This window comes from Salipaludibacillus aurantiacus, assembly GCF_900111295.1.
GTDB lineage: Bacteria > Bacillota > Bacilli > Bacillales > Salisediminibacteriaceae > Salipaludibacillus > Salipaludibacillus aurantiacus.
The window spans coordinates 69,806-94,351 of record NZ_FOGT01000017.1; the positions used below are offsets into that span (position 1 = coordinate 69,806).

Here is a 24,546-nt window from a genome sequence, read left to right on the forward strand (position 1 = left end):
TAAGGGGGATTTTTATGAATCCGAATGTGGTGTCTGAAGAGTATTTGAATTTGCAAAAAGCAATTATTAATAAACAGGATGATTTACGTGAGCGTTTTCAGGCTGTGCTCAATTTAAACTTATCTAAAAATGAGTTAAACGGGGAAATTCCAGTGTTGCCTCAATTAAAAGGAAGTCCGGTCCCGGGAGAATTATACAGGGAAAGCATTAAAGAAATTGAAAGCGTTCTTTCGGAGCAGCAGCCAGAGCTTAGGGAGGAGTTATCAAGGTTAACAGCGAACTTAACAGATGAAGATATTTTAAAATGGATAAAAGAATCTGTTACCTATAACACGGCCTATTTTCAAACTTTTGCTGACAAAAATGAGCTTTCGGCCTGGCTTCCTCATTTTCTCGCTGAACAGGCATTAAGGCCATTTATGCATTTACTTGCACAGGCGTGCCGGCCGTTTATAAATGAGTTTGAAGTGATGGGTACCTGCCCGTGCTGCGGGGAACCTCACCGGCTGGGAAAAATAGAAAATAAAGGCCGTAAATTCCTGTATTGCCCAAGGTGTGAGACAGAATGGAAACAGAGGCGGCTCCAATGTGTACACTGTGGGGATGATCGCCATGAACATTTGTTTTATATTACTATTAAAGAAGATGAGACAGCAAAGCTTGAAGTTTGTGAAACGTGCAATAACTATTTAAAGTTAGTGGAAACGAAAAAGCTCCTTGAGAAAAAAACAGCTGCCCTGCTTGATTTAGAGACGATCCATCTGGATTTCGTTGCTCAGGAAGAAGGGTATGGAGAGGGACAGTAAAGGAGACAACGGGTATGGAACTGACAGGAATTCTGCTTGCAGGCGGCAAATCAAGCCGGATGGGAACTGATAAAGCACTCTTGCAGATAGACGGAAAGGAAAACATTATCAGGCTGAAAGAAAAGCTGGATCCGGTAACAAAAGAACTTCTTTTAGTAACGAATGATCCGGATAACTATCATTTTCTTAAGTTACCAGTTGTACAGGATAAAGCAAAAGGACAAGGACCTCTTGCCGGAATTGAAGCGGGTTTAACTCATTCAAATTCAGGGTGGAACCTTTTCGTTGCGTGTGACTTGCCGTTTTTTACCACTAAGGTTGTTGAAGTATTAGTAAAAACAGCCAAAAGTTCGCCTGGGGTTCAGGCAGTCGTACCGGTGTCAGAAAACAGGGAACACCCGCTGTATGCCTTATATCATCAGTCCTCTCTGCCGTATGTCAGGTACTGTCTGGAAAACAATAAAAGGCGCATCCGCGATTTACTGGCAGGCCTGAATGTGGCGAGAGTTGAGGAAAGTGAATTAAGAAAACACGGTATGACTAATGAGGAAATTAAAACGGCTTTTTTTAATATGAACCGGCCTGAAGATTATCGTTGGGCCAGGGAACAGAATGCCCAATTTTAATATAGTCGTGTGAGGGGGGAACCAATGGATTTTTTCAGAGTTCAGCCAGTAAATAAAGTGATTGAGCTGATTGAAGAGTATGTACAGCCTGTCAGCAAAACAGAAGTCGTTTCACTTTCAGAAGCATCCGGGCGAATAGTGGCTGAAAATGTTTACGCCAGAGAAGATGTGCCATCCTTTTCCCGTTCAACTGTTGATGGTTTTGCAGTTAAATCAAACGATACATATGGGGTTAGTGAAATGATGCCGGGCTTTCTCAGCGTAATTGGAGAAGTGGAGATGGGCCGGCTCTCTGAGTATGATGTGCAACAGGGACAAGCTGTGTATGTTCCTACCGGCGGCATGCTTCCGACAGGCTGCAATGCTGTCGTTATGATTGAAGATTGCGAGCAGGTGGAAGACATCGTCAATGTCTCCCGCTCAGTAGCTACAAATGAAAACGTCATTTTAAAAGGGGAAGATGTTAAGGCGGGTGAAGTTCTGATTAAAAAAGGGACAAAGCTGCGGCCGCAGGAACTGGGAGCTCTTGCATCCCTTGGCATCGATACCGTTGCTGTTGTCAAAAAAGTTATAATAGGCTACTTATCTTCAGGTGATGAGATTGTTCCATTCAGTACGACAGATCTCCCGCCTGGAAAAATCAGAGATGTTAATGGTGTTTCTATTCCTGCACTGGCAGAACAGTGGGGAGCAGAGGTTCACATCAGTGACATAGCCAATGATAATTATTCTGACTTCAGAGATAAAGCCGAGCACTTATTTCAGGAATGCGATGCTCTGTTTATATCCGGGGGAAGTTCAGTCGGAGCAAAAGATTATACAACTGAAGTGATCGCATCTTTAGGAAATGGAGATCCGGGAATTCTTGTACATGGGGTGTCTGTCAAACCTGGGAAACCAACTATTCTTTCTGTTTCTTCAAAAAAACCAGTGGTAGGCCTTCCGGGTCACCCTGCCTCTGCGATGATTATATTCCAGTTATTTGGAAAACGAATTATATCGCACTTAACTGGCCAAGGAGAAGTTTTTCCTCTCACAGGGAAAGCTTCAGTGTCACAAAATATTCCCTCCTCACCCGGGCGTACAGACTTTATTCGTGTTACTCTTGAAGAAGGGAATCCCTTCCCAAAAGCGACTCCTGTCCTTGGAAAATCCGGGTTGATAAAAACCCTGGTAAACAGTGACGCCCTTCTGGAAATTGAAGCACCAAAAGAAGGAGTAAAACAAGGGGAAACGGTAACCGTGCATTACTTTATGTAACCCTGCCATTCTGTCAGGGAAAGCACTTACTGTAAGCAGCTGATTAGCAGCATTTGGAGGGAGGACCTATGAAGACAAAGCAGGAACGGACCATATATTTAGAAGACACCCCGAGACAGGATGCGCTCGAGCGTTGTTTAAACTTAATGGAATTAACGGATATAACAGAAGATGTTGAGGTGCAGAACGCGGTAGGGAGGATTACGGCTGAACCAGTATATGCCTGTGCATCAAATCCTCATTTCCACGCCTCTGCAATGGATGGCATCGCAGTCCGAGCAAAAGATACAGAAACAGCCCATGAAAGCAATCCATTAAGGCTTAAAGAAGAGGCGGATTTCGAGTATGTAGATACGGGAAATCCAATTCCCCACGGGTTTGATGCTGTTATTATGATAGAAGATGTGAACGAAGTGACTGACGGAGAGCTTGAAATCATTGCTCCTGCAGTTCCCTGGCAGCGTATTCGCCCAATTGGGGAAGATATCACATATGGAGAAATGCTGCTGTCACAGGGGCATAAAATAAGACCCGTAGATGCCGGAGCGCTTCTTGCTGCCAGTGTGAAAGAGGTAAAGGTGATAAGAAAACCTGCAGTCCGCATTTATCCCTCGGGAAGTGAATTAGTTTCTCCGCATGAACCTTTAAAATCTGGTAAGCTAATCGAATTTAATGGAACTATTTTTTCAGAGATGGTTAAAGAGTGGGGAGGCGAACCGGAACTGATGCCTATCGTGAAAGACGACCCGGAGGCAATCAGGGCTGCGCTTTCTGAAGGTGTGGAAGCTGCAGATATTGTGATCATAAACGCCGGCTCCTCTGCAGGCTCAAAAGACTTTACCGCCGGTGTGATTGAGGAAATGGGTGAAGTAATTACACATGGCATTGCAACCAGACCGGGTAAACCTGTTGTCATAGGTAAAGTTAACGGCACAATTGTAATAGGTATCCCTGGTTACCCTGTTTCTGCTTACTTCGTGATGGAGTGGTTTGTGGAACCTCTAATCTGCCGCTTTTTAGATGTCCCAGTCCCTGAAAGAGAGAAACTGACAGTCCACGCCGGCAGAAGGATTGTGTCGAGTATGGGATCTGAAGATTTCATAAGGGTGAATATTGGTTATGTAAATGGCAGGTTTGTCGCCAACCCGCTGACCCGTTCTGCCAGCGTGACTATGTCTCTTGTCAAAGCGGATGGAATTGTGACACTTCCGGCTGACCAGCTGGGAGTAGAGCAAGGAGAAAAGATGACAGCTGTTTTAACCAAACCCCGTACCGAAATACAATCGTCGGTTTTATTTTCAGGAAGCCATGATTTATCAGTCGATATACTGTCATCACATTTGAAAAAGGAAGACGGCCTGACAAGGATCATTGCGAGCCACACGGGAAGTATGGCCGGTCTCATGGCAATTAAACGGGGAGAAGCCCATTTGACAGGGCTCCATCTCTTTGACCCTGCCACCGGTACTTATAACCTTCCTTACATTGAGAAATTTTTAAGAAATATGAAACTTGTCCTTCTTCCATTTTTACAAAGGCAGCAAGGGCTGATGGTGCCAAAAGGAAATCCTTATTCGATTCAAAATATATCTCATATAGCGGAGAAAGAAGCCCGGTATGTAAACAGGCAAAAAGGGGCCGGGACAAGAATGTTATTTGACCATTTATTAAAGGAAAATGGATTAAAGCCTGAAAATATTACGGGCTACAACAGGGAAATGTTTACTCATTTAAGTGTAGCGGCCGAGGTAAAAATGGAAGCACGGGCTGTAGGAATGGGAATTTACTCTGCAGCACAAGCAATGGATCTGGATTTTATTCCTGTAGAAGAAGAATCGTATGATTTACTAATGACACAGGAGTTTTTTGAGAGCAAGCAGGGCAGGCTTTTATTTCACACTCTAAAAAGCAGGCAATTCAAAGAAAGTGTCGAGCAGCTGGGCGGATACACAGTGAACGATAATTTAGAAGCCAGGTATATTAAAATCTAGTAAAGGAGGCCACTGGTATGTTAGCTAATATCGGAATTCCGGGATTGGTGCTTATTCTTGTCTTAGCGTTAATTATTTTCGGACCTAAAAAACTTCCTGAGATCGGTCGGGCAGCCGGCCAAACGTTACGTGAATTCAAGAAATCCACAAAAGAACTGACAAGTGACGTGACAGATCCGATCGAAGATGTTAAAAAAGAAACGAAAAAATTTACAGATGATATTAAGTAAGTCTTTTAAACGGTCAACAGGTGTGACAGCCGGTTGACCGTTTCTATTATCAATGACGAGTTAATTGGGGCCTTTCAGGTACTGCGTACTTCGTTTCGTCTCATAAAACCTTTTCTCCCGGGGTTTTATTGGAGGAAAAGAAGGGAAGGCTGAGACTAACGAAGTTCCGGATTAGCAGAGAGGCCAGCTTTGCAACGACCATAAAAGCTGGTAAGATAACGAACAGTTAGGTGACTATACCTTTTTATATTTTTATTAGATCACGACATCCACTCTTTCATCCTCGATACTTTTGGAGGTTATTTACATATGACAGACCAACAATCTTTTAAGGATTATTACCAAAATGAAGTAAATTTTTCGACAGATGACCACCCTTATTCAAATAACCCCAGACATGTATGGGTAATAGCAAGGTATAAAGGAAACTGGCTGTTAACCGTGCATCCATCAAGAGGGATAGAATTCCCAGGCGGAAAAGTGGAAAAAGGAGAGAGTGCCGAAGAGGCAGCCAGACGGGAAGTTTTTGAGGAAACCGGAGGAATAACAGATCAGCTTAACTATATCGGCCAATACAGGGTATATGGCAAAAGTGAAACAGTCATAAAAAATGTTTATTTTGCTGTCATTAAAGAGCTAATTTCAAAGAAAAATTATTTTGAAACGAAGGGGCCGAAACTGCTTAAAAATCTTCCTGAAAATATACCCTCAAACCACAAGTACAGTTTTATCATGAAGGACGAGGTTCTGACATTAAGCTTAGAAGAGGTTCAGAGACGTTTTTTGCAACAGGAAATAAAAAAATGTGAGGGTTAACTCGAGGGCGGGGCGTTTTAACAGGAACCAGGTCTATCAAGCAGGCCAGACATTCATGTAAAGGATGAATCGGAAAAAGCTCATGCGTCATGTCCTATGACGTATGAGCTTTTTTTCAACTAATTCCACCGTCTGGTACATGCAGGTGGCAAGGATGGCAATAATGACGAGTGAAAGCATCACTAACGTAAAATTGAAAACCTGAAAACCGTAGATAATCATGTAGCCTAATCCTTGTTTAGAAACTAGAAATTCTCCTACAATGACCCCTACCCATGCAAGTCCCACGTTCACTTTAAGAGTAGAAATCATCGTTGGGTAGGAGGCTGGAAAAATAGCTCCAAAGAATGACTGCCTTTTTGTTGCTCCAAAACTTTTCATAACCTTGACGTAATTGTCGTCTACTTCCCTGAAAGCATTATAGACCACCATTGTCGTGATAACTAAAGAAATCAAAGCTCCCATAGCGATAATAGAAGTAAAGCCAGGGCCAAGCCCGACAATCAGAATGGGCCCCAGCGCCACTTTAGGCATAGAATTCAGTATAACGATATAAGGATCTAATACTCTGGAAAGAAAAGGCGACCACCATAATATCGCTGCCAGAAAAGTTCCAAGAAATGTGCCAAGTATAAACCCTAAGATTGTTTCAAATAAAGTGACAGAGGTATGCATAAGCAGACTGCCATCCTGGAGCCGTACAAGAAACAGATCCCACACTCTTGAAGGGGAGCTGAATAGCAGCGGGTCAATCCACCTTGCAGAAGCAGCGGTTTCCCATCCAATAAAAAAAGTTAATAAAATTAAAATTTGGACGGCACGAATTTGCAGAGTCCTGGTTTTAGTCTGTTTTTTAAATTGCCGGTGCATCTCCTCATGTTTGCTTTTCAAGGGACTCCATCTCCTTCCATACTTCCTGGAACAAGGGAGTAAATTGGGAATCGAGACGCACATTAAAAGGAAGTTCCTCTGCAAGATGATGTGCCACCGAAAATTCCTGATGAATGCTCCCCGGCCTGTGGGTGAGTAAAATGACGCGGTCACTCATAGCAAGTGCTTCTCCGATATCATGAGTGACGAGTATCGCTGTTTTTCCATGTGTCCGAATGGTAGAAAAAACAAGGTTTTCCAGTTTTAATTTCGTCTGGTAATCGAGAGCTGAAAAGGGTTCATCGAGCAGGAGCAGTTTAGGATCGGTCGAGAGCATTCTTACTAAAGCGACCCGCTGTCTCATGCCTCCTGATAACTGGGAAGGATAGTGTTTTGTCTTATCAGACAGCCCTAATGTATCCAGGAGTTCGTATGCAAGCTCTTTTTCCGCAATTTTTGTTTTACCCATCGTTTTCAGTCCTAAAGTGATATTCTGTTCGATAGTAAGCCAGGGAAATAAATAATCCTGCTGGAGCATATAACCTGTTTCCGGTGTTGGTTTCTCAATTTGTTTTCCGTCTAATAAAATCTGCCCTTCTGTCGGATGCAGCAAACCGGAAATAAGGGAAAGGAGAGTTGTTTTTCCGCAGCCGCTCGGTCCAATAATAGAAATGAACTCTCCCTTGTTTATAGTTAAATTAATTTTTTCTACAGCGGTTGTAACAGAATCATAAGTGAAGAATGTCTTTTCAACTTCTTTCAGCTGAAGAAAGGCCATGTCATGTTCCTACCTTTCGAATACTCTAAATATGGTTATTCATCTATAATACGATCGGCTATCGTTCTGTTAACGAGTTCCTCGTAATCAGTTTCAGCCGGCAGTTCTCCCGCTTCATCCATTATGGCCTGAAGGTGGTACCACGCCTCTTCTTTTAATAGCGGTGTTTCCGCATATGACCCCTGGTCACGGTAACGGATAAAGACCTGCTCAATAACATCTACAGGCGTATCGTCAAAAAACGGGGCAATGGATTCGGCTACTGCGGCAGGTTCTTCGTTCAACACCCATTGCTGCGCACGGTACAGAGCCCTTGTGAACTTTTCGACAGTTTCTTCATCATTTTCAAGGAAACTTTGCTTTGTCATATACACCGTATACGGAACCTCTCCTGATTGGGTGCCAAAGGAATCAATAATATAGCCGATCCCCTCCTGCTCAAAAAGTGTCGCTTGAGGTTCAAACAACTGAACAAAATCGCCAGTTCCTGACGCGAAGGCAGAAGCAATATTTCCAAAATCAATATTTTGAATTAACTCTAAGTCTTCATGCGGCTCGATGCCTTGCTGTTTTAACACAAACTCTCCCACCATCTGCGGCATACCGCCCTTACGCTGGCCTAGGAAAGTGGTGCCTTTCAGGTCCTCCCAGTCAAAGTTTTCAACCGGTTCACGGGAGACAAGAAATGTCCCGTCTGTCTGAGTCAATTGAGCAAAGTTGATTGCCGGATCATTCGCCCCCTGTGCATAGACATAAATAGATGTCTCAGCTCCGACAAGGGCAATGTCAGCTCCGCCGGAAAGGAGAGCGGTCATCGTTGTATCTCCGCCCCACGTGGTCGTTAATTCGACCTCTAGTCCTTCTTCTTCAAAAAAACCTTCTGCCAGAGCCACATACTGTGGCGCATAAAAAATTGACCGGGTGACTTCAGCAAGCTTGACTTCAGTCATCTCATCACCCTGGTTACAGGCCGTAAAAAGTAATAGGGGAATAGAAAGCATGATTAGCAAGAGCCCTTTAAGTCTCATGGCGGTCCCTCCTTTTTCATTTAGGTATCAGTTGATGTATGTCTCTGATAACTTATGAAAAAAAGAGGTAATGTGTGCCAGGGATGAAAAACTTAAAAGAATAGGGAGGACTGGGGACTTTTTTTCACACAAAAACCCTGAGTGGACTTCACTCAGGGTTTAGATCAGGCATCACCAGAACCATCGGCCACAATCACCAGTTAAACTGTAGGGCCGCCTTCTCTTATATGGCGCGGCATATCTTTGAATTTCTTAAAGTTCTCTTTAAATTTATAAGCAAGTTCTTTAGATTTCTGGTCGTAAGCTTCAGGGTCTGCCCACGTATGCTTAGGCTGCAGAATTTCATCAGGAACACCTGGGCAGTGAAGCGGAATGTGTAAACCGAAAATTGGATCGACAGTGGTTTCAGCTGCGTTTAAATCTCCTTGTAATGCTGCCCTGACCATGGCACGGGTATATGGCAGGCTCATTCGTTTGCCAACTCCGTAAGGGCCTCCAGACCAGCCGGTATTCACTAAATACACATTTGTGTTATGTTCCAGCATTTTGTCACCAAGCATTTCCGCATAAGCGGTAGCAGGCAGCGGAAGGAACGGCTCACCGAAGCAGGTTGAGAAAGCTTCCTGAGGAGAAGTGACTCCTCTTTCAGTTCCAGCCAGCTTACTCGTGTATCCTGATAAGAAGTGGTACATCGCTTGTTCAGGAGTTAATTTACTGATTGGCGGCAGCACGCCGAAAGCATCTGCTGTCAGAAAAATAATCGTGTCCGGGTGTCCTGCAATGCTCGGCTCCATACTTGAAGGGATAGCATTGAGAGGATAGGCAGCCCGTGTATTTTCCGTATAATCGTTGGCCTCATAATCAGCATCTCTTGTCAGCTCATTGACTACCACGTTTTCCAGCACAGAGCCAAAACGGATGGCACGGAAAATTTCAGGTTCCTTTTCTTCAGTTAAGTTAATGCACTTGGCGTAGCACCCGCCTTCAATGTTAAAGATGCCATTAGGAGACCAGGCATGTTCGTCGTCGCCGATGAGAGCCCGGTGAGGATCGGCTGAAAGTGTCGTTTTTCCGGTGCCCGACAGGCCGAAAAATAAAGCTACATCCCCTTCATGGCCTACATTAGCTGAACAGTGCATAGGCAGTATATGCTGCTCGGGAAGCAGATAATTCATAATTGAGAAAATGGATTTTTTCATTTCTCCGGCATACTCGGTGCCTCCGATTAAGACCGTACGTTTCTCAAATGACACAATAACAAAGGCTTCGGAATTCGTGCCGTCAATGGCAGGATCTGCCTTAAAACCTGGCGCTGAGACAATTGTAAACTCAGGTAAAAGACCTTGTAATTCCTGTTCAGTAGGACGAATAAACAACTGGCGGACAAACAGGTTATGCCACGCAAACTCATTTACGATGCGGATAGGAAGCTGGTAATTTTTATCCGCGCCGGCAAGGCCGTGACGGACAAATAATTCATCTTTATTCGATAAATAGTGTAACACTTTTTCGTATAAACGCTCGAAAATATCCGAAGAGATTGGTTTGTTAACCGGGCCCCAGGCAATTTTATCCACTGTCGACGGTTCTTCCACTATAAATTTGTCTTTAGGAGAGCGGCCTGTGTAATTTCCGGTTGTTGCCCTGAATGCACCGGTGGACGTAAGGATTCCTTCTCCGCGTTCGAGTGCTTTTTCAACCAGATGGGGGACTGATAAATCCTTATTAACATTCTCACCTTGTAACACACGGCTCAGTTCAGCTTCGAAATGAATCATGCTCATGATCAACCACCCTTTCTTTTCTTAAAAAAATGTAAAATGTAAGGTTTATACCTTTAATGAACTTCAGCGGTAAACTCCTTTTATATGGAGAGAAACTGGCAATGTGATGTTCCGCTTACTTTATAGTTCTGCAATTACAGGCTGATGATTTTAAGAATGTCCGCTCATGTCCTGCGCAAGAGCCGCGGGCCTCCTTGGGAAATACGCCCTGTGGGGCCTCATCTGGCCCATTCTGCCGCAGGAAAATAACGGTTTTATAAAATCACCCCTGAAATTAATTAATAAATTCAAAGAAGCATTAAATGGGATTTAATGATAATTAGTATAACATATTTATTTAAATAGTCTATACTTATTAAAATATTATGTGACTGTTTTTACAAGTATGAATGACAGTGGGATCTAAGCTGATTTTAAGCAGAATCTGAGGGAGGCGATTAACAAATCGTAAAAAAGGGCAAGCTGAAGCTCGTGTAATTGAAGAGAAGGGTAAAGTTGCAGCAATTAGAAGGTGTATACAGCAAAAATGAATATTTCTTACTTATATTTTAATAGATTATTCCTTTTTAAGGTAGCGTTTTCATAAACCGTCATCAGATTGTCATATGTGTGAAATGGTGAGCAAGCGAAACGGCAAAAGCAGCTGGTTGACAAGGAACTAAAAATCAGTTATCCTTTCTGAGAACGGATACTCTTATCCCGAGTAGGCGGAGGGACAGGCCCGACGAAGCCCAGCAACCATCACCATACCTTACAAGGTGAACGGTGCTAACCTGCAAGGCGTATGAATGATTATGTCTTGGCCGATAAGAGGTGAAAGGCGAATGGAACTTAACCTTTTCCTCTAGCAGGAAAAGGTTTTTATTATTTCAGTAAGGGTTTCCCTGCTGGAACTTAAAAATAAGTGCAGGAAATTGTCAGCTCAAACAGAAGCGTGCAGACGCTGGCTATTTTCTTGACCTGTTTGTTCAAAATTAAGATTTGACCATTCTGCCGGGAGAACGAGTACCGTCTAAACTAGCAGCACTTACATCTTTAAGTGTAAAATTCCGAGGAGGTACGTAAAGTGGCAGGAAGAACACGATTATTTACTTCAGAATCAGTCACAGAAGGTCATCCGGATAAAATTTGTGACCAGATATCAGATTCAATTTTGGATGAAATTATTAAAAATGACCCGAATGCCCGTGTGGCTTGCGAGACATCTGTAAATACAGGTTTAGTGCTCGTAGCGGGAGAGATTACAACTTCTACCTACGTAGATATTCCGAAAGTGGTTCGTGAAACGTTAAAAGACATTGGGTATGTCAGAGCTAAGTACGGTTTTGACTATGAAACGTGTGCCGTCCTGACATCTATTGATGAACAGTCTGCGGATATTGCCCAGGGAGTGGACAAAGCCCTTGAAGCGAGAGAAGGGCAAATGACGGAGGAAGAAATTGAAGCCATTGGGGCTGGCGATCAGGGGCTGATGTTCGGTTATGCGGATAACCAGACACCTGAGCTGATGCCTTTACCGATCTCATTATCACACAAGTTGGCCCGCCGTCTGACTGAAGTGCGTAAAGATCAAACGATTGACTATTTACGCCCTGATGGTAAAGTGCAGGTCACTGTAGAATATGATGAGAATCAGCAGCCTGTCAGAATTGATACCATTGTTATTTCTACCCAGCATCACCCTGATGTGGAGACGAAACAAATTAAAGAGGATCTTTTAGAGAAAGTCATTAAGCCGGTGGTTTCTTCAGACTTGTTAGATGATAATACAAAATATTTTATCAATCCTACTGGCCGTTTTGTAATTGGAGGCCCTCAGGGAGATGCCGGGTTAACCGGACGTAAGATTATTGTAGATACTTACGGTGGATATGCGCGCCACGGCGGCGGGGCGTTCTCTGGTAAGGATGCGACAAAAGTAGACCGGTCAGCAGCTTATGCGGCAAGGTATGTAGCTAAAAACATCGTAGCGGCAGGGCTGGCTGAGAGATGTGAAGTGCAGCTTGCTTATGCCATTGGCGTAGCCCAGCCTGTATCTATAGCTATTGATACGTTCGGCACAGGAAAAGTTTCAGAAGACGTACTCGTCCAGGTGGTACGTAAAAACTTTGATCTTCGTCCTGCAGGCATCATTAAAATGCTTGACCTGCGCCGTCCGATTTATAAGCAGACTGCTGCTTACGGACATTTCGGCCGCACTGATATTGATCTTCCTTGGGAAGCGACAGATAAGGCTGGTTCGCTCAAAGGAGAAGCACTGGAACTGGCAGGGCAATAAATTAATTAAAAACGCGGGGGAGCCATCAGGTTCCCCCGCGTTTTCTTATACAGATTAACTTAGGTTTCCGCTGCACTCGTCGTATGCCTGAGTGTCTGAACGGATAGCCTGCAGGTTATTTCTCTTCTGCCATATTTTTATAGTATTGCCCTTTTTCCATATAGCTTTTACGAATGCGGTCCATTTCAGCTATATCTTTTTCTGTCAGTTCTCTGACTACTTTTGCAGGCCGGCCCATTGCAAGGGAACGTGGAGGAATTTTCTTGCCGGGGGGGACAAGACTTCCAGCCCCGATAAATGCTTCTTCACCCACTTCAGCGCCATCAAGAATGGTTGACCCCATTCCAACCAGGGCATTCTGATGGATGATGCAGCTGTGCAGAATACATTGGTGGCCAATCGTCACTCCTTCTTTTAAATGCAAAGGCAGGTCAGGGCTTTGGTGAAGCGTGCTGTTATCTTGAACATTTACTCCTTTTTCAATAATTGTGGGAGCCACGTCTCCGCGAATAACCGTATTAAACCAGATACTTGCTTTTTCGTGAATGGATACATCCCCGGTGACTATAGCACCGTCAGCTATGTAGGCAGATGAGTCAATAGACGGCCATTGGCCTTTGTACGGATATATTTTCAATGCAGACACTCCTATTCTGGCAGATGATAATTTCAGTGTACCAAATCTTGCAGTTCCCGTGGGAAGTCTTATACTTATAATTACTTGACGAAAAAGAGTACGAAAGAGAAGATTAAGGAAAATACCGTTAAAAATGGAGGTGCTGGCTGTGTGGAAGCGGGAAGTAGATAGGAATACGGCAAGAGGAGTGTTTGTAATCATCCATGGGGCAGGTGAATATCATGTGCGTTACAAGTGGGTGGCAGAAAAGCTGAACAGCTTTAATTTTCATGTGATTTTTGGAGATTTACCGGGACAAGGAACGACTGAAGGACCGAGAGGCCACATTACAAAATTTGAAAATTACATAACTGAAATATCAGCGTGGGTTAAGGAAGCGGAGTCTTATAATCTCCCGGTCATTCTTCTCGGACACAGTATGGGAGGACTGATTACGACGAGAGCGCTGATGGAAATGAAAGAACAAACTCTCCCGGATATGGTTATCCTGTCTTCACCTTGTTTTGGTTTATTTACTACTCCGCCTTTAGCCAAAAAAGCGGTGTCTTATTTGCTGAACAAGGTCACACCCGGTCTGAAATTTCCTTCCGGGCTTGAACCGGGATCAGGCACCCGGGATCCTTATATGCGTAAACGGGATGAATCCGACAATTTACTTGTCAAACACGTGAGTATCCGCTGGTACCGCGAACTGGAAAAGGCGATGACTATTGCCCGTGAGCGTACAGAAGAGTTCCCTGACGTTCCTCTTCTGCTTATGCAGGGAGGCGATGACAGAATTGTAGATAAATATCATGCGAAAGAATGGTTTGACAAAGTCAATTTAAGTGATAAATATTATAAAGAATGGGAAGGACTTTACCATGAAGTTCTTAACGAGCCTGAGAAAAACCGCGTATTAGCGCATATGCTCGGGTTTGTATTTATGCATCTTGAAAAATAAAAAATAACGCCTGCCCATGGAGCAGTCTCCCGGCAGGTTTTCACTTGCCTATAGACACTGACATACTTAAACTCAATGAATCAACCGGAGGAATTTACAGTGAAAATCCCGAAAACATCCTGGACATTAATGTACAACGTTTATAAACAAGTTATCCCAGCTGTTCATGAATTTTTAGATGAATGGAGAAAAAGAGCAGAAACGATTCCTAACAGTGAATTAAGGACACAGGCGATCATGAGTATCGAATCAAAGGCGTTTCATTGTGAAGGCGGCGCGATATATGCTCTTCTCGCCGGCAGTCATTTCCGCTCGGCTGCCAGGTTTATAGTGGCTTACCAGACTATCAGCGATTATTTGGATAATTTATGCGACCGCAGTACATCTCTTGACCCTGAGGATTTCAGTACGCTTCATCAGTCTATGCTGGATGCTTTAACGCCGGGGGCTTCGTGTAAAAATTACTACGAACATAGAAACGACCAGGACGATGGCGGGTATCTTGCGGCACTTGTGCAGACATGCCAGGCATGCGTTAAGAGCTTTCCGTCTTATTCAGCTGTTCAGGAGGAGAACCTTTTATTAGCCGGGCTTTACTGTGACCTTCAGGTACATAAACATGTGAAAAAAGAAGAGCGGGTGCCGAGGCTGACGAGCTGGTTTGATAGTCACAAAAAGGCTCTTCCACCTATGGCATGGTACGAGTTTTCAGCAAGTGCAGGGTCAACTCTCGGTATATTTTGCCTGACTGCCTATTCTGCTTCACACTCAGCCCTGAAACCTGAAGAGGCGGCCTTGATTAAAAACGGGTATTTTCCATGGGTCCAAGGCCTTCATATCTTAATGGATTATTTTATCGATCAGGAAGAAGACCGGGAAGGCGGGGATCTGAATTTCTGTTTTTATTATAAAAATGAAGAAGAGATGCTTAAACGGATGGAGCATTTTTTTAAACAAGCAGAAAGAAGCTTACGAAAGCTGCCGGACAACCGTTTTCACAGGCTTATTAACAATGGTCTGATAGCTATTTATCTGGCCGACGATAAGGTTAAAAATGACAGGGAGTTGAAGAATAAAGGCAAACGGCTTATAAGAAGCGGCGGTGCACCGACACTGTTTTTCTATTTGAACGGCTGGATTTACCGGCGAAGAAGCGGGACATGAAAAAACTTCTGGAAGCCCCTCCAGGCTTTCAGAAGTAATTACCTTTTTTCAACTGCAATAACAAAAGGCGGAGAATTTCTCTGGTTGGTAAAGCGGTACTCAAGCACATGGAAGTCCTCCTGGGGTAAAGACCGCACAAAAGGAAGCAGTTCATCTTTTTCAATCTTGCCTTCTTCGTGTCCGTAATAAACGACTAAAACAATTATACCGCCAGGCTTCAGGTGCTTAGTAAGCTGCTCGACAGCACTGATGGTTGTATCAGGGGCTGTGACAACGGTTTTGTCGCTTCCCGGGAGGTAACCGAGGTTAAACACTGCTCCGTCGATGTTCCCTCTGTGAGTGTCAGATAAATACGTTTCCAGTTTTTCGTGTCCATTGTGGATGAGCTGAACCTGGCAGTCTGCCTGTTCGGCTTTTACCCGTTTCTCTGTAGCGGCTACAGCATTTTTTTGCACATCAAAGCTGTAAACCGTTCCTTTTTCTCCTACGAGCTTTGCAAGGAAAACGGTGTCGTGACCGTTCCCGGCTGTCGCATCCACTGCCACCCCGTTCAGGGGGACTGACTTTTTTAAAAGTTCTCTTGCGAAAGGGAGGATGCCTGTTAAGTTCATGGAGCTGAAACCTCCTCATGTTTCCCGGACGGCTGATAATATTTTCCCTGCCAGCTGTTTCGTTCTTTCATCTCTTTATCAATGCCGTTTAATACTTCCCATTTATTAAGGCTCCACATCGGACCAATCATTAATTCAGCAGGACCGTCTCCTGTGAGCCGGTGGACAATCATGGATGGCGGTATGACTTCGAGCTGGTCGCAGACAAGCTTAATATAGGTGTCTTTTTCCATCAGGTCAACCAGTCCTTTTTCGTACTGCTTCACCATCGGTGTCCGTTTAAGGAGATGGAGAAGATGTATTTTTATGCCCTGTACATCCAGTTTTGCCACTTCTTTAGCTGTTTCAAGCATCATTTCCGGTGTTTCCAGCGGTAATCCGTTTATAATATGGCTGCAGATCCTGATGTTGTGCTTTCTCAGACGATTGACACCATCGATATAACATTGGAAATCGTGGGCTCTGTTTATAAGGTCCCCTGTCCGGTCGTGGGCGCTTTGCAAGCCGAGTTCCACCCATAAGTAAGTCCGCTCGTTTAATTCGGCCAGATAGTCTACCACATCTTCCGGCAGACAATCAGGGCGTGTGGCAATAGCCAGCCCGACCACATCCTCCTGTTCCAGGATACATTCGAACATGTCTCTTAATTCCTCTACTGGCGCATAAGTGTTAGTGTATGCCTGGAAATAACCAATGTACTTGCCGGTTTTCCATTTCCTGTGCAGCTTTTCTTTAATGGTGTGAAACTGGGTGACGAGGTCTTCCCGTCTGTCGCCTGCAAAATCACCTGACCCGCGTTCGCTGCAAAATGTACAGCCGCCGCTTGCCACTTTTCCATCCCTGTTTGGACAGTCGAAACCGCCATCAAGGGGAACTTTAAATATTTTTTCACCGAATTGATTTTTCAAATGGTAATTCCATGTATGATACCTTTTCTCTCCAAAAAAAAGAGGGTTTTCTTTCGTCATGATGAGTTCATCAACCTTTCACTGGCATTCTTTTAAAATGTCTATAACTTTCTCAATATCATCAGAAGACACATCAAGATTAGTGGTAAAGCGGAGTGCCTGCGGTTTATACTGGATGACCGCCACCCCTTTTTCACTCAGAAGGTGTACCCACTCACTGGCGCTTCTTGATGATAGATGCGTTTCCGCGATAATAATATTTGTTTCCACTTTGTGATTTACTGATAAGTCCGTATGGCGGTTAATCGCATCAGCCAGACGTTTTGCATGCTTATGATCCTCACTCAGACGCTGTTTATTCGATCTAAGCGCGAAAAGCCCTGGAGCAGCAAGTACGCCCGCCTGACGGAGTCCGCCACCAAGCATTTTACGTTTTTTGCGGGCAATGTCAATGAATGCCTGACTGCCTGCGAGAATGGAGCCCACCGGTGCACCGAGGCCTTTAGATAAACAAAACTGAATAGAATCAGTATATTGGGAGATCTCTTTGACAGAAACTCCGCTTGCTTCTGAAGCATTGAAAAGACGGGCGCCATCCATGTGGACAGGAATTTTATATTTATCTGCCATTTCTTTTACAGATTTTAAATAAGTTAAAGGAAGCACTGCTCCGCCGCTCCGGTTATGGGTATTCTCAAGCCAGATGAGTCCTGTTTCCGGATAATGCACATCATCAGGCCTGATAGCTTCTTCCATCACATCTAAAGAAATCCGGCCAAGTTCATGGGGCAGAATTCTTGACTGGAGCCCGGCAAAGGCCGAGATAGCAGCACCTTCATAAACAAACACATGGGCATCTTCGTCCATAATGACTTCCTGCCCTGGCCGGGTGTGGGTAAGAAGAGCCGCCTGGTTTCCTTGAGTTCCGCTTGTGACAAACAGGGCTGATTCCTTGCCTGTAAGGTCAGCCGCATATTTTTCCAGTTCATTTACTGTCGGGTCTTCTCTATATACATCATCGCCAACTTCAGCTTTTGCCATCATATCTCTCATTAACTGGCTCGGCTTAGTGACGGTATCGCTCCGCAAATCGATCATTTATTAATCCCCCTCGTTGTTCTGCTTTCTATATCCTATCACATGTGGAAAACGTGAAAAATCAGTCCATAGAATAATTATTGAAAGTTAATTGCTAATTTTGAAGTAATCTACTACTATTTACTTAGAGTAACGAAATACTGAGGGGGATCGGAATGCCAAAAGCAATTTGGATTTTAGTCATTGGAATGACTATAAATGTCACCGGAGCTTCCTTTCTGTGGCCGTTAAATACGATATATATAAGCCAGGAACTGGGACAGTCTCTGACTGTGGCGGGCAGTGTGCTTATGGTAAATGCGGCTGCAGGTATAACCGGCAATTTGATCGGCGGCAAATTATTCGACCGGATCGGAGGGTACAAAACGATCATAACAGGTGTGTCTATTACGATGGCCAGCGCCTTTTCATTAGCCGCTCTTCACCATTCGTTTACAGCTTACGTTGTGCTTTTAATCGGCCTCGGATTTGGTGCAGGTATGATGGTTCCCTGTATGTACGCTTTCGCAGGAGCCGTCTGGCCGGAAGGCGGCAGAAGGCCATTTAATGCCATGTACGTGGCCCAGAATGTCGGTGTAGCCGCCGGGGCTGCCATAGGCGGCCTTCTCGCAAGCGTTCGTTTTGATCTTGTTTTTTTAGGAAATGGCTTGATGTATTTAAGCTTTTTCATTCTCGCGTTCTTTTTCTTTAAAAACTTGCAGGCTGAGGGCAACCGTGCGTCCACTTCCAATATATTTGAACAGACTCAGAAAATTGAAAATCAAAAACGGTTTCAGTCCCTTCTTCTTTTATGCGCAGGTTTCTTAGTCTGCTGGATTGCCTATACTCAGTGGGCTTCAACTATTTCGGTTCATACACAAAATCTTGGTATCCCATTAAGTTATTACAGTCTGCTATGGACTATTAACGGCAGTATGATTATCTTTTTTCAGCCGGTTATCAAATTTTTTATCCAACGCTGGGTTCACTCGCTTAAATCCCAGATTTACGTGGGATTAAGTATATTTATGGTCTCTTATCTTATACTCGCTCAAGCTGAAGTGTTCACTGCCTTTGTAGCTGCTATGATTATCCTCACTATTGGGGAAATGTTTGTGTGGCCGGCTGTTCCTACAATAGCCCATCAGCTCGCGCCACAGGGAAAAGCAGGCTTTTACCAGGGGATCGTAAACAGTATCGGTACAGGAGGCAGGCTTATCGGCCCGTTCTTTGGCGGTATAATGGCTGATGTATTCGGTATGGCTGCCCTGTTTTATGTGCTGGCCGGCATGTTCTCCATCTCTTTTGTAATGACAAAAATTTTCGACCGAGGGGTCCCTCATTTGCAATTCACGCGGACGGCGAAAGAAAAGTCAGTTTCTTAATATAACCATCAGCATACCCGGAGGCTTTCCCGTAAAGAGGAGTATATAACAGATTTATTTTGGAGATGATGAAGACAACCGTTCTTGACAGTACGGGTCAGCATGCATACAATAGCTAATAATGCCTAATAAAATTGTATTTTCTTAAAAATGCAGAAAAGGACTAGTAGTAAGGAGTCCGTTTTTCAGAGAGTTAACGTCTGGTGGGAGTTAACAGCGGTGCCTTATGAACTCGCCTTGGAGTTGCAACTGGGAGTGTAATTGTACCTTTTGCCGTATTGCCGGCGTTAACGGCCTTGAGTGAGTGCAGCTTTTCAGCGCACTAAACGTGGGTGGTACCGCGGGAAGGATGTTTATCAGCCTCTCGTCCCTAGTGACAAAACTAGTGATGAGGGGCTTTTCTGCTTTCAGGCGTTACTGTGGTAAAAATATCAGATAGAGAAACTATGAGGGAGGTTGTTGAATTGGCTTTTAACCATCAACAAATCGAAAAAAAATGGCAGCAGTTCTGGGAGGATAATAAAACATTTAAAACAACTGAAGATCCTTCAAAAAAGAAATTTTATGCGCTGGATATGTTTCCTTATCCGTCTGGAGCAGGCCTTCATGTCGGACATCCTGAAGGCTATACTGCAACGGATATCGTATCGCGTATGAAGCGGATGCAGGGGTATAATGTGCTCCATCCTATGGGATGGGATGCATTTGGGCTGCCTGCAGAGCAGTATGCGCTAGATACAGGAAAACATCCTAGGGAATTTACTGAACAGAATATTAATAACTTCCGCCGCCAGATTAAAGCGCTCGGTTTTTCTTATGACTGGGACAGGGAAGTGAACACGACCGATGAAAACTATTATAAGTGGACGCAATGGATTTTCCTCCAGCTTTATAAAGAAGGTCTTGCTTACGTCGACGAAGTAGCGGTCAACTGGTGTCCGGCGCTTGGCACTGTCCTTGCAAATGAAGAAGTGATTGACGGAAAAAGTGAACGCGGAGGGCACCCTGTGGAACGCCGTCCGATGAAACAATGGATGCTTAAAATTACAGCTTATGCTGACCGCCTTCTTGAAGATCTGGAAGAACTGGACTGGCCTGAGAGCATTAAAGATATGCAACGTAACTGGATTGGACGGTCAGAAGGGGCTGATGTCCATTTTAAACTTGCTGACTCAGATGAACAGATCACCGTCTTTACGACGCGGCCGGACACTCTTTTCGGATCCACTTATCTCGTACTGGCTCCTGAGCACCCTCTTGTTGAGGTGGTGACGTCCAGCGAAAAATCAGAGGATGTCAAAGCTTATCAGGAAAAAGTCGGAACAAAGAGCGATTTGGAAAGAACTGAACTTGCAAAAGAAAAAACAGGTGTGTTTACTGGAGGCTATGCCGTCCATCCCGTGACCGGTGAAAAAGTTCCAGTCTGGATTGCAGACTATGTCCTTGTGAATTATGGAACGGGAGCCATTATGGCTGTGCCGGGGCACGATGAGCGGGACTATGAATTCGCAAAAGCGTTTGACCTGCCAATTGTGGAAGTAGTGTCAGGCGGTGACCTGTCGAAAGAAGCATATACCGGAGACGGCGCGCATGTTAATTCTGACTTTTTAAACGGGCTGGAAAATGACGAAGCGATTTCAAAAATGTGTGAGTGGCTTGAGGCTAATGAAAAAGGGAAGCGTCAAATCACTTACAGGCTGCGTGACTGGCTGTTCAGCCGCCAGCGTTACTGGGGAGAGCCGATTCCAATGATTCATTGGGAAGACGGAACGATGGAACCTGTCCCAGAAGAAGAGTTGCCTCTGACTCTTCCTGAAATGGACGAGTTTAAACCATCAGGAACTGGAGAGTCTCCGTTAGCGAATAATACTGACTGGCTTTATGTCACAGATTCCGAGACTGGCAGGAAAGGCCGCCGTGAGACGAATACCATGCCGCAGTGGGCAGGAAGCTGCTGGTATTATTTACGGTATATAGATCCAAAAAATAATGACCAGCTGGCTGACCCTCAGAAGTTAGACCAATGGCTCCCTGTTGATATTTATATCGGAGGGGCTGAACATGCGGTCCTCCACTTGTTATATGCGCGTTTCTGGCATAAAGTGCTCTATGATATCGGAGTGGTTCCAACTAAAGAACCTTTCCAGAAGCTGTATAACCAGGGTATGATCCTTGGGGAAAATAATGAAAAAATGAGTAAATCAAAAGGGAATGTCGTTAACCCGGATGATATTATTGATTCTCATGGAGCGGACACATTAAGATTATATGAAATGTTTATGGGGCCGCTTGATGCTTCCGTCGCCTGGAGCGAGAATGGCCTTGACGGTGCCCGCAGATTCCTTGATCGGGTCTGGCGCTTAATTATAACGGATGAAGGGAAACTAAGTCCTGTGATTGAGGACGCTCAGGGAAGCGACGAGATGACACGCGTCTATCATCAGACAGTTAAAAAAGTAACCGATGACTTTACTGATTTGCGATTTAATACAGGTATTTCACAAATGATGGTCTTTGTCAATGAAGCTTATAAACAGAATAAATTGTCACGAAGCCACCTGGAAGGTTTTGTGAAGCTGCTATCACCAGTCGCTCCTCATCTAAGTGAAGAGCTATGGAGCCGTCTCGGCCATGAAGATACCCTTGCCTACAGCACGTGGCCTGTTTATGACGAGGCATGGTTAGTAGAGAACGAAGTTGAAATTGCCGTACAGGTGAACGGTAAAGTGCGTACTAAGCTGATGACGGCTAAAGATGCAAGCCGTGAGGATATGGAAGAGCAAGCGTTGGCCAATGATAAAATTAAAGAAGAAATTGAAGGAAAGACTGTGCGAAAAGTGATTGCTGTACCTGGAAAATTAGTTAATATTGTAGCTACCTGACCGCTGACGTGATAAAACGGCTGAAGAGTTTAACTCTCTCAGCCGTTTTTTTTGGGGTTTGCGAGGCACTCTGCCGGTTATAAAAGAATCTATTCTTCTTCAACGGCGGCAGCCCTGCCCGCTGTGTAGCCTGTTGAAAAGGCAACAGTAATATTATAGCCTCCAGTGTACCCGTGAAGGTCCAGTACTTCGCCGCAAAAAAACAGTCCTTTCACCAGTTTAGACTCCATCCGTTTTGGCTGTACTTCTTTCACACTCACCCCGCCGCCTGTTACAAATGCTTTTTCTATAGATAGCGTGCCTGTAGCTGTAACAGGAAAAGCTTTCATAAGAGCAGTCAGAGCCCTAAGTTTTTCAGCGGAAATCTGACTGTAAACAGTTAGCGGATCTATATCTGCTGATTTGAGCATGAGAGGAATAAGCCTGTCAGGCAAAAAGCCGGACACGGCATTTTTGACTGCTTTTTTTTGCTGCTCTTTAAGCAGTTTGGTCAGTCTTTGAAACAACTGCTCTTCATTTTCTTCAGGAAAGAGGTCAATTTTAAGAGGAATGCTGTTTACTCTATGTTTCTTTTTTGCTTTAAGGACATATTGGCTGCACCTCAATCCAATCGGACCTGAAATACCGAAATGAGTGAAGATCATATCTCCCTCATGCTCTTTTATGACTTTTCCCTTTTTCGGATCGAGCACAGACAGCCTGACATTTCTTAAAGAGAGCCCCTGCAGATCTTTCTTTTTTATAAAACTGTCGCTACATGTGATTGGCACTTCAGTCGGGTAAAGCTCCGTGATTCTGTGTCCTGCTTTTTCAGCCCATGGATAGCCGTCACCAGTTGAACCGGTATGAGGGACGGACATCCCGCCGGCAGCTATAATCACTTTTCCAGCATGTAAAACTTCCCCTGAGGCCAGCTCTACTCCCTTTACTTCTTTATCTTTATCATTAAATATAAGATCTTTGACTTCTGTTTTGGTCCGTATCTCAACTTTTAAAGCTCTGATCCTGTTTAAGAGCGCCCTGACGACTTCTACTGCTTTGTCATTTACAGGAAACATTCTGCCGTTATCCTCTTCTTTTAATTGAATACCCAGCCCTTCAAAAAAAGTGATAATATCTTCATTGTTAAAAACTGCAAAAGGGCTGTACATAAAACGACCATTGCCAGGGATATGTTTAATCAGTGTTTCTGTATCAGCCCGGTTAGTTACATTGCACCTGCCGCCTCCGGAAATAGCCAGTTTACGTCCCAGTTTATTACCTTTATCTATAAGCGTCACTTTTGCGCCGTGTTCAGCTGCTGCAACCGAAGCCATAAGCCCTGCCGGTCCGCCGCCGATTACAATTACGTCTGTCATGGAATAACCTCATTTCATTATAGAAAAGACTTCTTATTAATTTTACTTGGATTTTGCCTGCTTGTCCAAACAGGGGAGACAATGCGGGTTGAATTTTCAGAAAATATCACGATATAGACTCATATTCAACCATTTATAAGCTTCAGCTTAACTGAGAGCTAATAAGGTAACAAATAGTTCAATATTTTTAATGAAACTCTATTTTATTTCCATATCTAATGTGGTACACTTCATGTGGGAAAAAAATATTCTATGAGATAATCGTGAAAGGAGGAGATGCACATGTTTCATAACTTAAAAGAAAAGTTTGAAGCAAAACGTGCCGTCTGGGCAGAGCAAACTCAACAGCGTATTAACGAATATGCCGAGCTTGAAAGAAAGTCTTCATTAATGGAAATGAAAAGAAAAGAAAAACTGCAAACATTATTAAATACGGAGGTTGAGAAATACCTGAGGACCGTTCATCCGACGTTTCTTTTAAAACCTGAAGTCAACCGGGCACTATTAAACATGCTGCATGCTCGCTCTGAAGGAACGGTTAGCATAAATCTGAGCATGACCAAAGAAATGCGCAAAGCCTATTCGTTTTATCACAATGAATTAAAAGTGTTTATCGATTTACTGGAACGAAAAGGATTTAAGTTGGAAGGGAAAGAAGAGTTATTCTTAACCTCATTCCTTGCAAAACTCCGTGAAAACAACTACCGGCTATGCCTCGATGTCTACGGGGACTTTGTACCGGATAACGCCTCGCTGTTTGAAGCTTTTGACCGCTACTTTGACGTAGTAGAAGATGATTTTAAATATGAAAGCGGTAATGTAGACTTTTTTGCTTCATATTTAAACTATAAAGGTATAGCTGATTACATTTGGACTAAAGGCCGTCTTAAGCGTAAACTGAAACAATACGAAAAAGCTAACAAACATGAGTTCAAGTTGAAAAAGCTTGAGCGCAAATTAAGAGATATCAGTTAATCCTTATATTAAAATCACCGGCTGAAAGGTAAACTTTCAGCCGGTTTTTATAGTGTGCCCGGCATGTCTGACAGCTAGGTGGTGGAAGTCCACTACGGGCTTGGCAATGGGAACCGTTAGCGAATGGCAAGGGTGTCCG

Annotated in this window: 21 protein-coding genes, 1 riboswitch and 1 other annotated feature; of the genes, 12 read left to right on the forward strand and 9 right to left on the reverse strand. The window is 44.0% G+C overall.

Annotated features, from left to right (window positions below; genetic code table 11):
• The first annotated feature begins 14 nt into the window (after positions 1–14).
• The 6 genes from BMW59_RS17310 (at position 15) to ytkD (ending at position 5,729) form a co-directional block, all read left to right on the forward strand.
• Positions 15–806 carry a formate dehydrogenase accessory protein FdhE gene (locus tag BMW59_RS17310; RefSeq protein WP_093054828.1) on the forward strand — a complete coding sequence of 264 codons (792 nt, stop codon included), beginning with the start codon at positions 15–17 and terminating at the stop codon, positions 804–806.
• Between the two features lie 14 nt (positions 807–820).
• On the forward strand, positions 821–1,432 hold the full coding sequence (gene mobA / locus BMW59_RS17315; RefSeq protein ID WP_093054830.1) for a molybdenum cofactor guanylyltransferase: 612 nt from the start codon (positions 821–823) through the stop codon (positions 1,430–1,432).
• Between the two features lie 24 nt (positions 1,433–1,456).
• The gene (locus BMW59_RS17320; RefSeq protein ID WP_093054832.1) at positions 1,457–2,692 is read left to right on the forward strand and encodes a molybdopterin molybdotransferase MoeA; all 1,236 of its coding nucleotides are present in this window, start codon (positions 1,457–1,459) and stop codon (positions 2,690–2,692) included.
• A gap of 68 nt (positions 2,693–2,760) precedes the next feature.
• The gene (locus BMW59_RS17325; protein WP_093054834.1) at positions 2,761–4,683 is read left to right on the forward strand and encodes a molybdopterin biosynthesis protein; all 1,923 of its coding nucleotides are present in this window, start codon (positions 2,761–2,763) and stop codon (positions 4,681–4,683) included.
• A gap of 17 nt (positions 4,684–4,700) precedes the next feature.
• Positions 4,701–4,913 (forward strand): twin-arginine translocase TatA/TatE family subunit, encoded by a 213-nt coding sequence (tatA, locus tag BMW59_RS17330; RefSeq protein ID WP_093054836.1) that lies wholly within the window; start codon positions 4,701–4,703, stop codon positions 4,911–4,913.
• Between the two features lie 309 nt (positions 4,914–5,222).
• A complete protein-coding gene (gene ytkD / locus BMW59_RS17335; protein WP_093054838.1) occupies positions 5,223–5,729 on the forward strand; it encodes an RNA deprotection pyrophosphohydrolase in 507 nt (168 codons plus the stop codon).
• A gap of 87 nt (positions 5,730–5,816) precedes the next feature.
• Here the strand turns inward: ytkD and BMW59_RS17340 are convergent, their stop codons facing one another.
• The 4 genes from BMW59_RS17340 to pckA all read right to left on the reverse strand — a co-directional run bounded on the left by BMW59_RS17340 (position 5,817) and on the right by pckA (position 10,189).
• Positions 5,817–6,599 (reverse strand): ABC transporter permease, encoded by a 783-nt coding sequence (locus tag BMW59_RS17340; protein ID WP_093054871.1) that lies wholly within the window; start codon positions 6,597–6,599, stop codon positions 5,817–5,819.
• A gap of 4 nt (positions 6,600–6,603) precedes the next feature.
• Entirely contained in the window at positions 6,604–7,377 is a 774-nt protein-coding gene (locus BMW59_RS17345) for an ABC transporter ATP-binding protein (protein ID WP_093054840.1), read from the reverse strand.
• Between the two features lie 35 nt (positions 7,378–7,412).
• Positions 7,413–8,405, reverse strand: coding sequence for an ABC transporter substrate-binding protein (locus tag BMW59_RS17350; RefSeq protein ID WP_093054842.1), 993 nt, complete (start codon positions 8,403–8,405; stop codon positions 7,413–7,415).
• A 200-nt stretch (positions 8,406–8,605) separates the two neighbouring features.
• Complete coding sequence (pckA, locus tag BMW59_RS17355) at positions 8,606–10,189, reverse strand: phosphoenolpyruvate carboxykinase (ATP) (RefSeq protein ID WP_093054844.1); 1,584 nt, start codon at positions 10,187–10,189, stop codon at positions 8,606–8,608.
• Between the two features lie 691 nt (positions 10,190–10,880).
• Positions 10,881–11,002, forward strand: a riboswitch (SAM riboswitch).
• A 253-nt stretch (positions 11,003–11,255) separates the two neighbouring features.
• Between pckA and metK the strand changes: the two genes are divergently transcribed.
• Positions 11,256–12,467, forward strand: coding sequence for a methionine adenosyltransferase (gene metK / locus BMW59_RS17360; RefSeq protein WP_093054846.1), 1,212 nt, complete (start codon positions 11,256–11,258; stop codon positions 12,465–12,467).
• Positions 12,468–12,582: 115 nt separating this feature from the next.
• Here metK and BMW59_RS17365 read toward each other — a convergent pair whose 3' ends face one another.
• On the reverse strand, positions 12,583–13,104 hold the full coding sequence (locus BMW59_RS17365; protein ID WP_245733196.1) for a gamma carbonic anhydrase: 522 nt from the start codon (positions 13,102–13,104) through the stop codon (positions 12,583–12,585).
• Between the two features lie 148 nt (positions 13,105–13,252).
• Here BMW59_RS17365 and BMW59_RS17370 point away from each other — a divergent pair, with 148 nt between their 5' ends.
• The gene (locus BMW59_RS17370) at positions 13,253–14,047 is read left to right on the forward strand and encodes an alpha/beta hydrolase (protein WP_245733198.1); all 795 of its coding nucleotides are present in this window, start codon (positions 13,253–13,255) and stop codon (positions 14,045–14,047) included.
• Positions 14,048–14,146: 99 nt separating this feature from the next.
• Entirely contained in the window at positions 14,147–15,211 is a 1,065-nt protein-coding gene (locus BMW59_RS17375; protein WP_177174413.1) for a tetraprenyl-beta-curcumene synthase family protein, read from the forward strand.
• A 38-nt stretch (positions 15,212–15,249) separates the two neighbouring features.
• On the opposite strand, the gene mnmM is transcribed toward BMW59_RS17375, so the two are convergent.
• From mnmM to ltaE, 3 genes are read right to left on the reverse strand one after another with little or no spacing between them, the layout of a single operon-like run.
• Entirely contained in the window at positions 15,250–15,822 is a 573-nt protein-coding gene (gene mnmM, locus BMW59_RS17380) for a tRNA 5-(aminomethyl)-2-thiouridylate-methyltransferase MnmM (RefSeq protein WP_093054852.1), read from the reverse strand.
• Positions 15,819–16,790 (reverse strand): tRNA modification radical SAM protein MnmL/YtqA, encoded by a 972-nt coding sequence (mnmL, locus tag BMW59_RS17385; RefSeq protein ID WP_093054854.1) that lies wholly within the window; start codon positions 16,788–16,790, stop codon positions 15,819–15,821. The genes mnmM and mnmL overlap by 4 nt, the downstream gene beginning before the upstream one ends.
• Before the next feature lie 18 nt (positions 16,791–16,808).
• Complete coding sequence (gene ltaE / locus BMW59_RS17390; protein WP_093054856.1) at positions 16,809–17,828, reverse strand: low-specificity L-threonine aldolase; 1,020 nt, start codon at positions 17,826–17,828, stop codon at positions 16,809–16,811.
• Between the two features lie 155 nt (positions 17,829–17,983).
• Here ltaE and BMW59_RS17395 point away from each other — a divergent pair, with 155 nt between their 5' ends.
• Both BMW59_RS17395 and leuS read left to right on the forward strand, forming a co-directional pair.
• Positions 17,984–19,192, forward strand: coding sequence for an MDR family MFS transporter (locus BMW59_RS17395; RefSeq protein WP_093054857.1), 1,209 nt, complete (start codon positions 17,984–17,986; stop codon positions 19,190–19,192).
• A 144-nt stretch (positions 19,193–19,336) separates the two neighbouring features.
• Positions 19,337–19,567, forward strand: a binding site (T-box leader).
• An 89-nt stretch (positions 19,568–19,656) separates the two neighbouring features.
• Complete coding sequence (gene leuS / locus BMW59_RS17400) at positions 19,657–22,074, forward strand: leucine--tRNA ligase (RefSeq protein WP_093054859.1); 2,418 nt, start codon at positions 19,657–19,659, stop codon at positions 22,072–22,074.
• Between the two features lie 89 nt (positions 22,075–22,163).
• Here the strand turns inward: leuS and BMW59_RS17405 are convergent, their stop codons facing one another.
• Positions 22,164–23,432, reverse strand: a complete 1,269-nt coding sequence (locus BMW59_RS17405; protein WP_093054861.1) for a BaiN/RdsA family NAD(P)/FAD-dependent oxidoreductase — start codon at positions 23,430–23,432, stop codon at positions 22,164–22,166.
• Positions 23,433–23,714: 282 nt separating this feature from the next.
• On the opposite strand from BMW59_RS17405, the gene BMW59_RS17410 reads away from it, so the two are divergent.
• Entirely contained in the window at positions 23,715–24,407 is a 693-nt protein-coding gene (locus tag BMW59_RS17410) for a hypothetical protein (RefSeq protein ID WP_093054863.1), read from the forward strand.
• The last annotated feature ends 139 nt before the right edge of the window (positions 24,408–24,546 follow it).

Coding starts and splice junctions, on each gene's coding strand:
- BMW59_RS17310 (WP_093054828.1), top strand. CDS start 15: ATGAATCCGAATGTGGTGTCTGAAGAGTATTTGAATTTGCAAAAAGCA.
- mobA (WP_093054830.1), top strand. CDS start 821: ATGGAACTGACAGGAATTCTGCTTGCAGGCGGCAAATCAAGCCGGATG.
- BMW59_RS17320 (WP_093054832.1), top strand. CDS start 1,457: ATGGATTTTTTCAGAGTTCAGCCAGTAAATAAAGTGATTGAGCTGATT.
- BMW59_RS17325 (WP_093054834.1), top strand. CDS start 2,761: ATGAAGACAAAGCAGGAACGGACCATATATTTAGAAGACACCCCGAGA.
- tatA (WP_093054836.1), top strand. CDS start 4,701: ATGTTAGCTAATATCGGAATTCCGGGATTGGTGCTTATTCTTGTCTTA.
- ytkD (WP_093054838.1), top strand. CDS start 5,223: ATGACAGACCAACAATCTTTTAAGGATTATTACCAAAATGAAGTAAAT.
- BMW59_RS17340 (WP_093054871.1), bottom strand. CDS start 6,599: ATGCACCGGCAATTTAAAAAACAGACTAAAACCAGGACTCTGCAAATT.
- BMW59_RS17345 (WP_093054840.1), bottom strand. CDS start 7,377: ATGGCCTTTCTTCAGCTGAAAGAAGTTGAAAAGACATTCTTCACTTAT.
- BMW59_RS17350 (WP_093054842.1), bottom strand. CDS start 8,405: ATGAGACTTAAAGGGCTCTTGCTAATCATGCTTTCTATTCCCCTATTA.
- pckA (WP_093054844.1), bottom strand. CDS start 10,189: ATGAGCATGATTCATTTCGAAGCTGAACTGAGCCGTGTGTTACAAGGT.
- mnmM (WP_093054852.1), bottom strand. CDS start 15,822: ATGAACTTAACAGGCATCCTCCCTTTCGCAAGAGAACTTTTAAAAAAG.
- mnmL (WP_093054854.1), bottom strand. CDS start 16,790: ATGACGAAAGAAAACCCTCTTTTTTTTGGAGAGAAAAGGTATCATACA.
- ltaE (WP_093054856.1), bottom strand. CDS start 17,828: ATGATCGATTTGCGGAGCGATACCGTCACTAAGCCGAGCCAGTTAATG.
- BMW59_RS17395 (WP_093054857.1), top strand. CDS start 17,984: ATGCCAAAAGCAATTTGGATTTTAGTCATTGGAATGACTATAAATGTC.
- BMW59_RS17405 (WP_093054861.1), bottom strand. CDS start 23,432: ATGACAGACGTAATTGTAATCGGCGGCGGACCGGCAGGGCTTATGGCT.
- BMW59_RS17410 (WP_093054863.1), top strand. CDS start 23,715: ATGTTTCATAACTTAAAAGAAAAGTTTGAAGCAAAACGTGCCGTCTGG.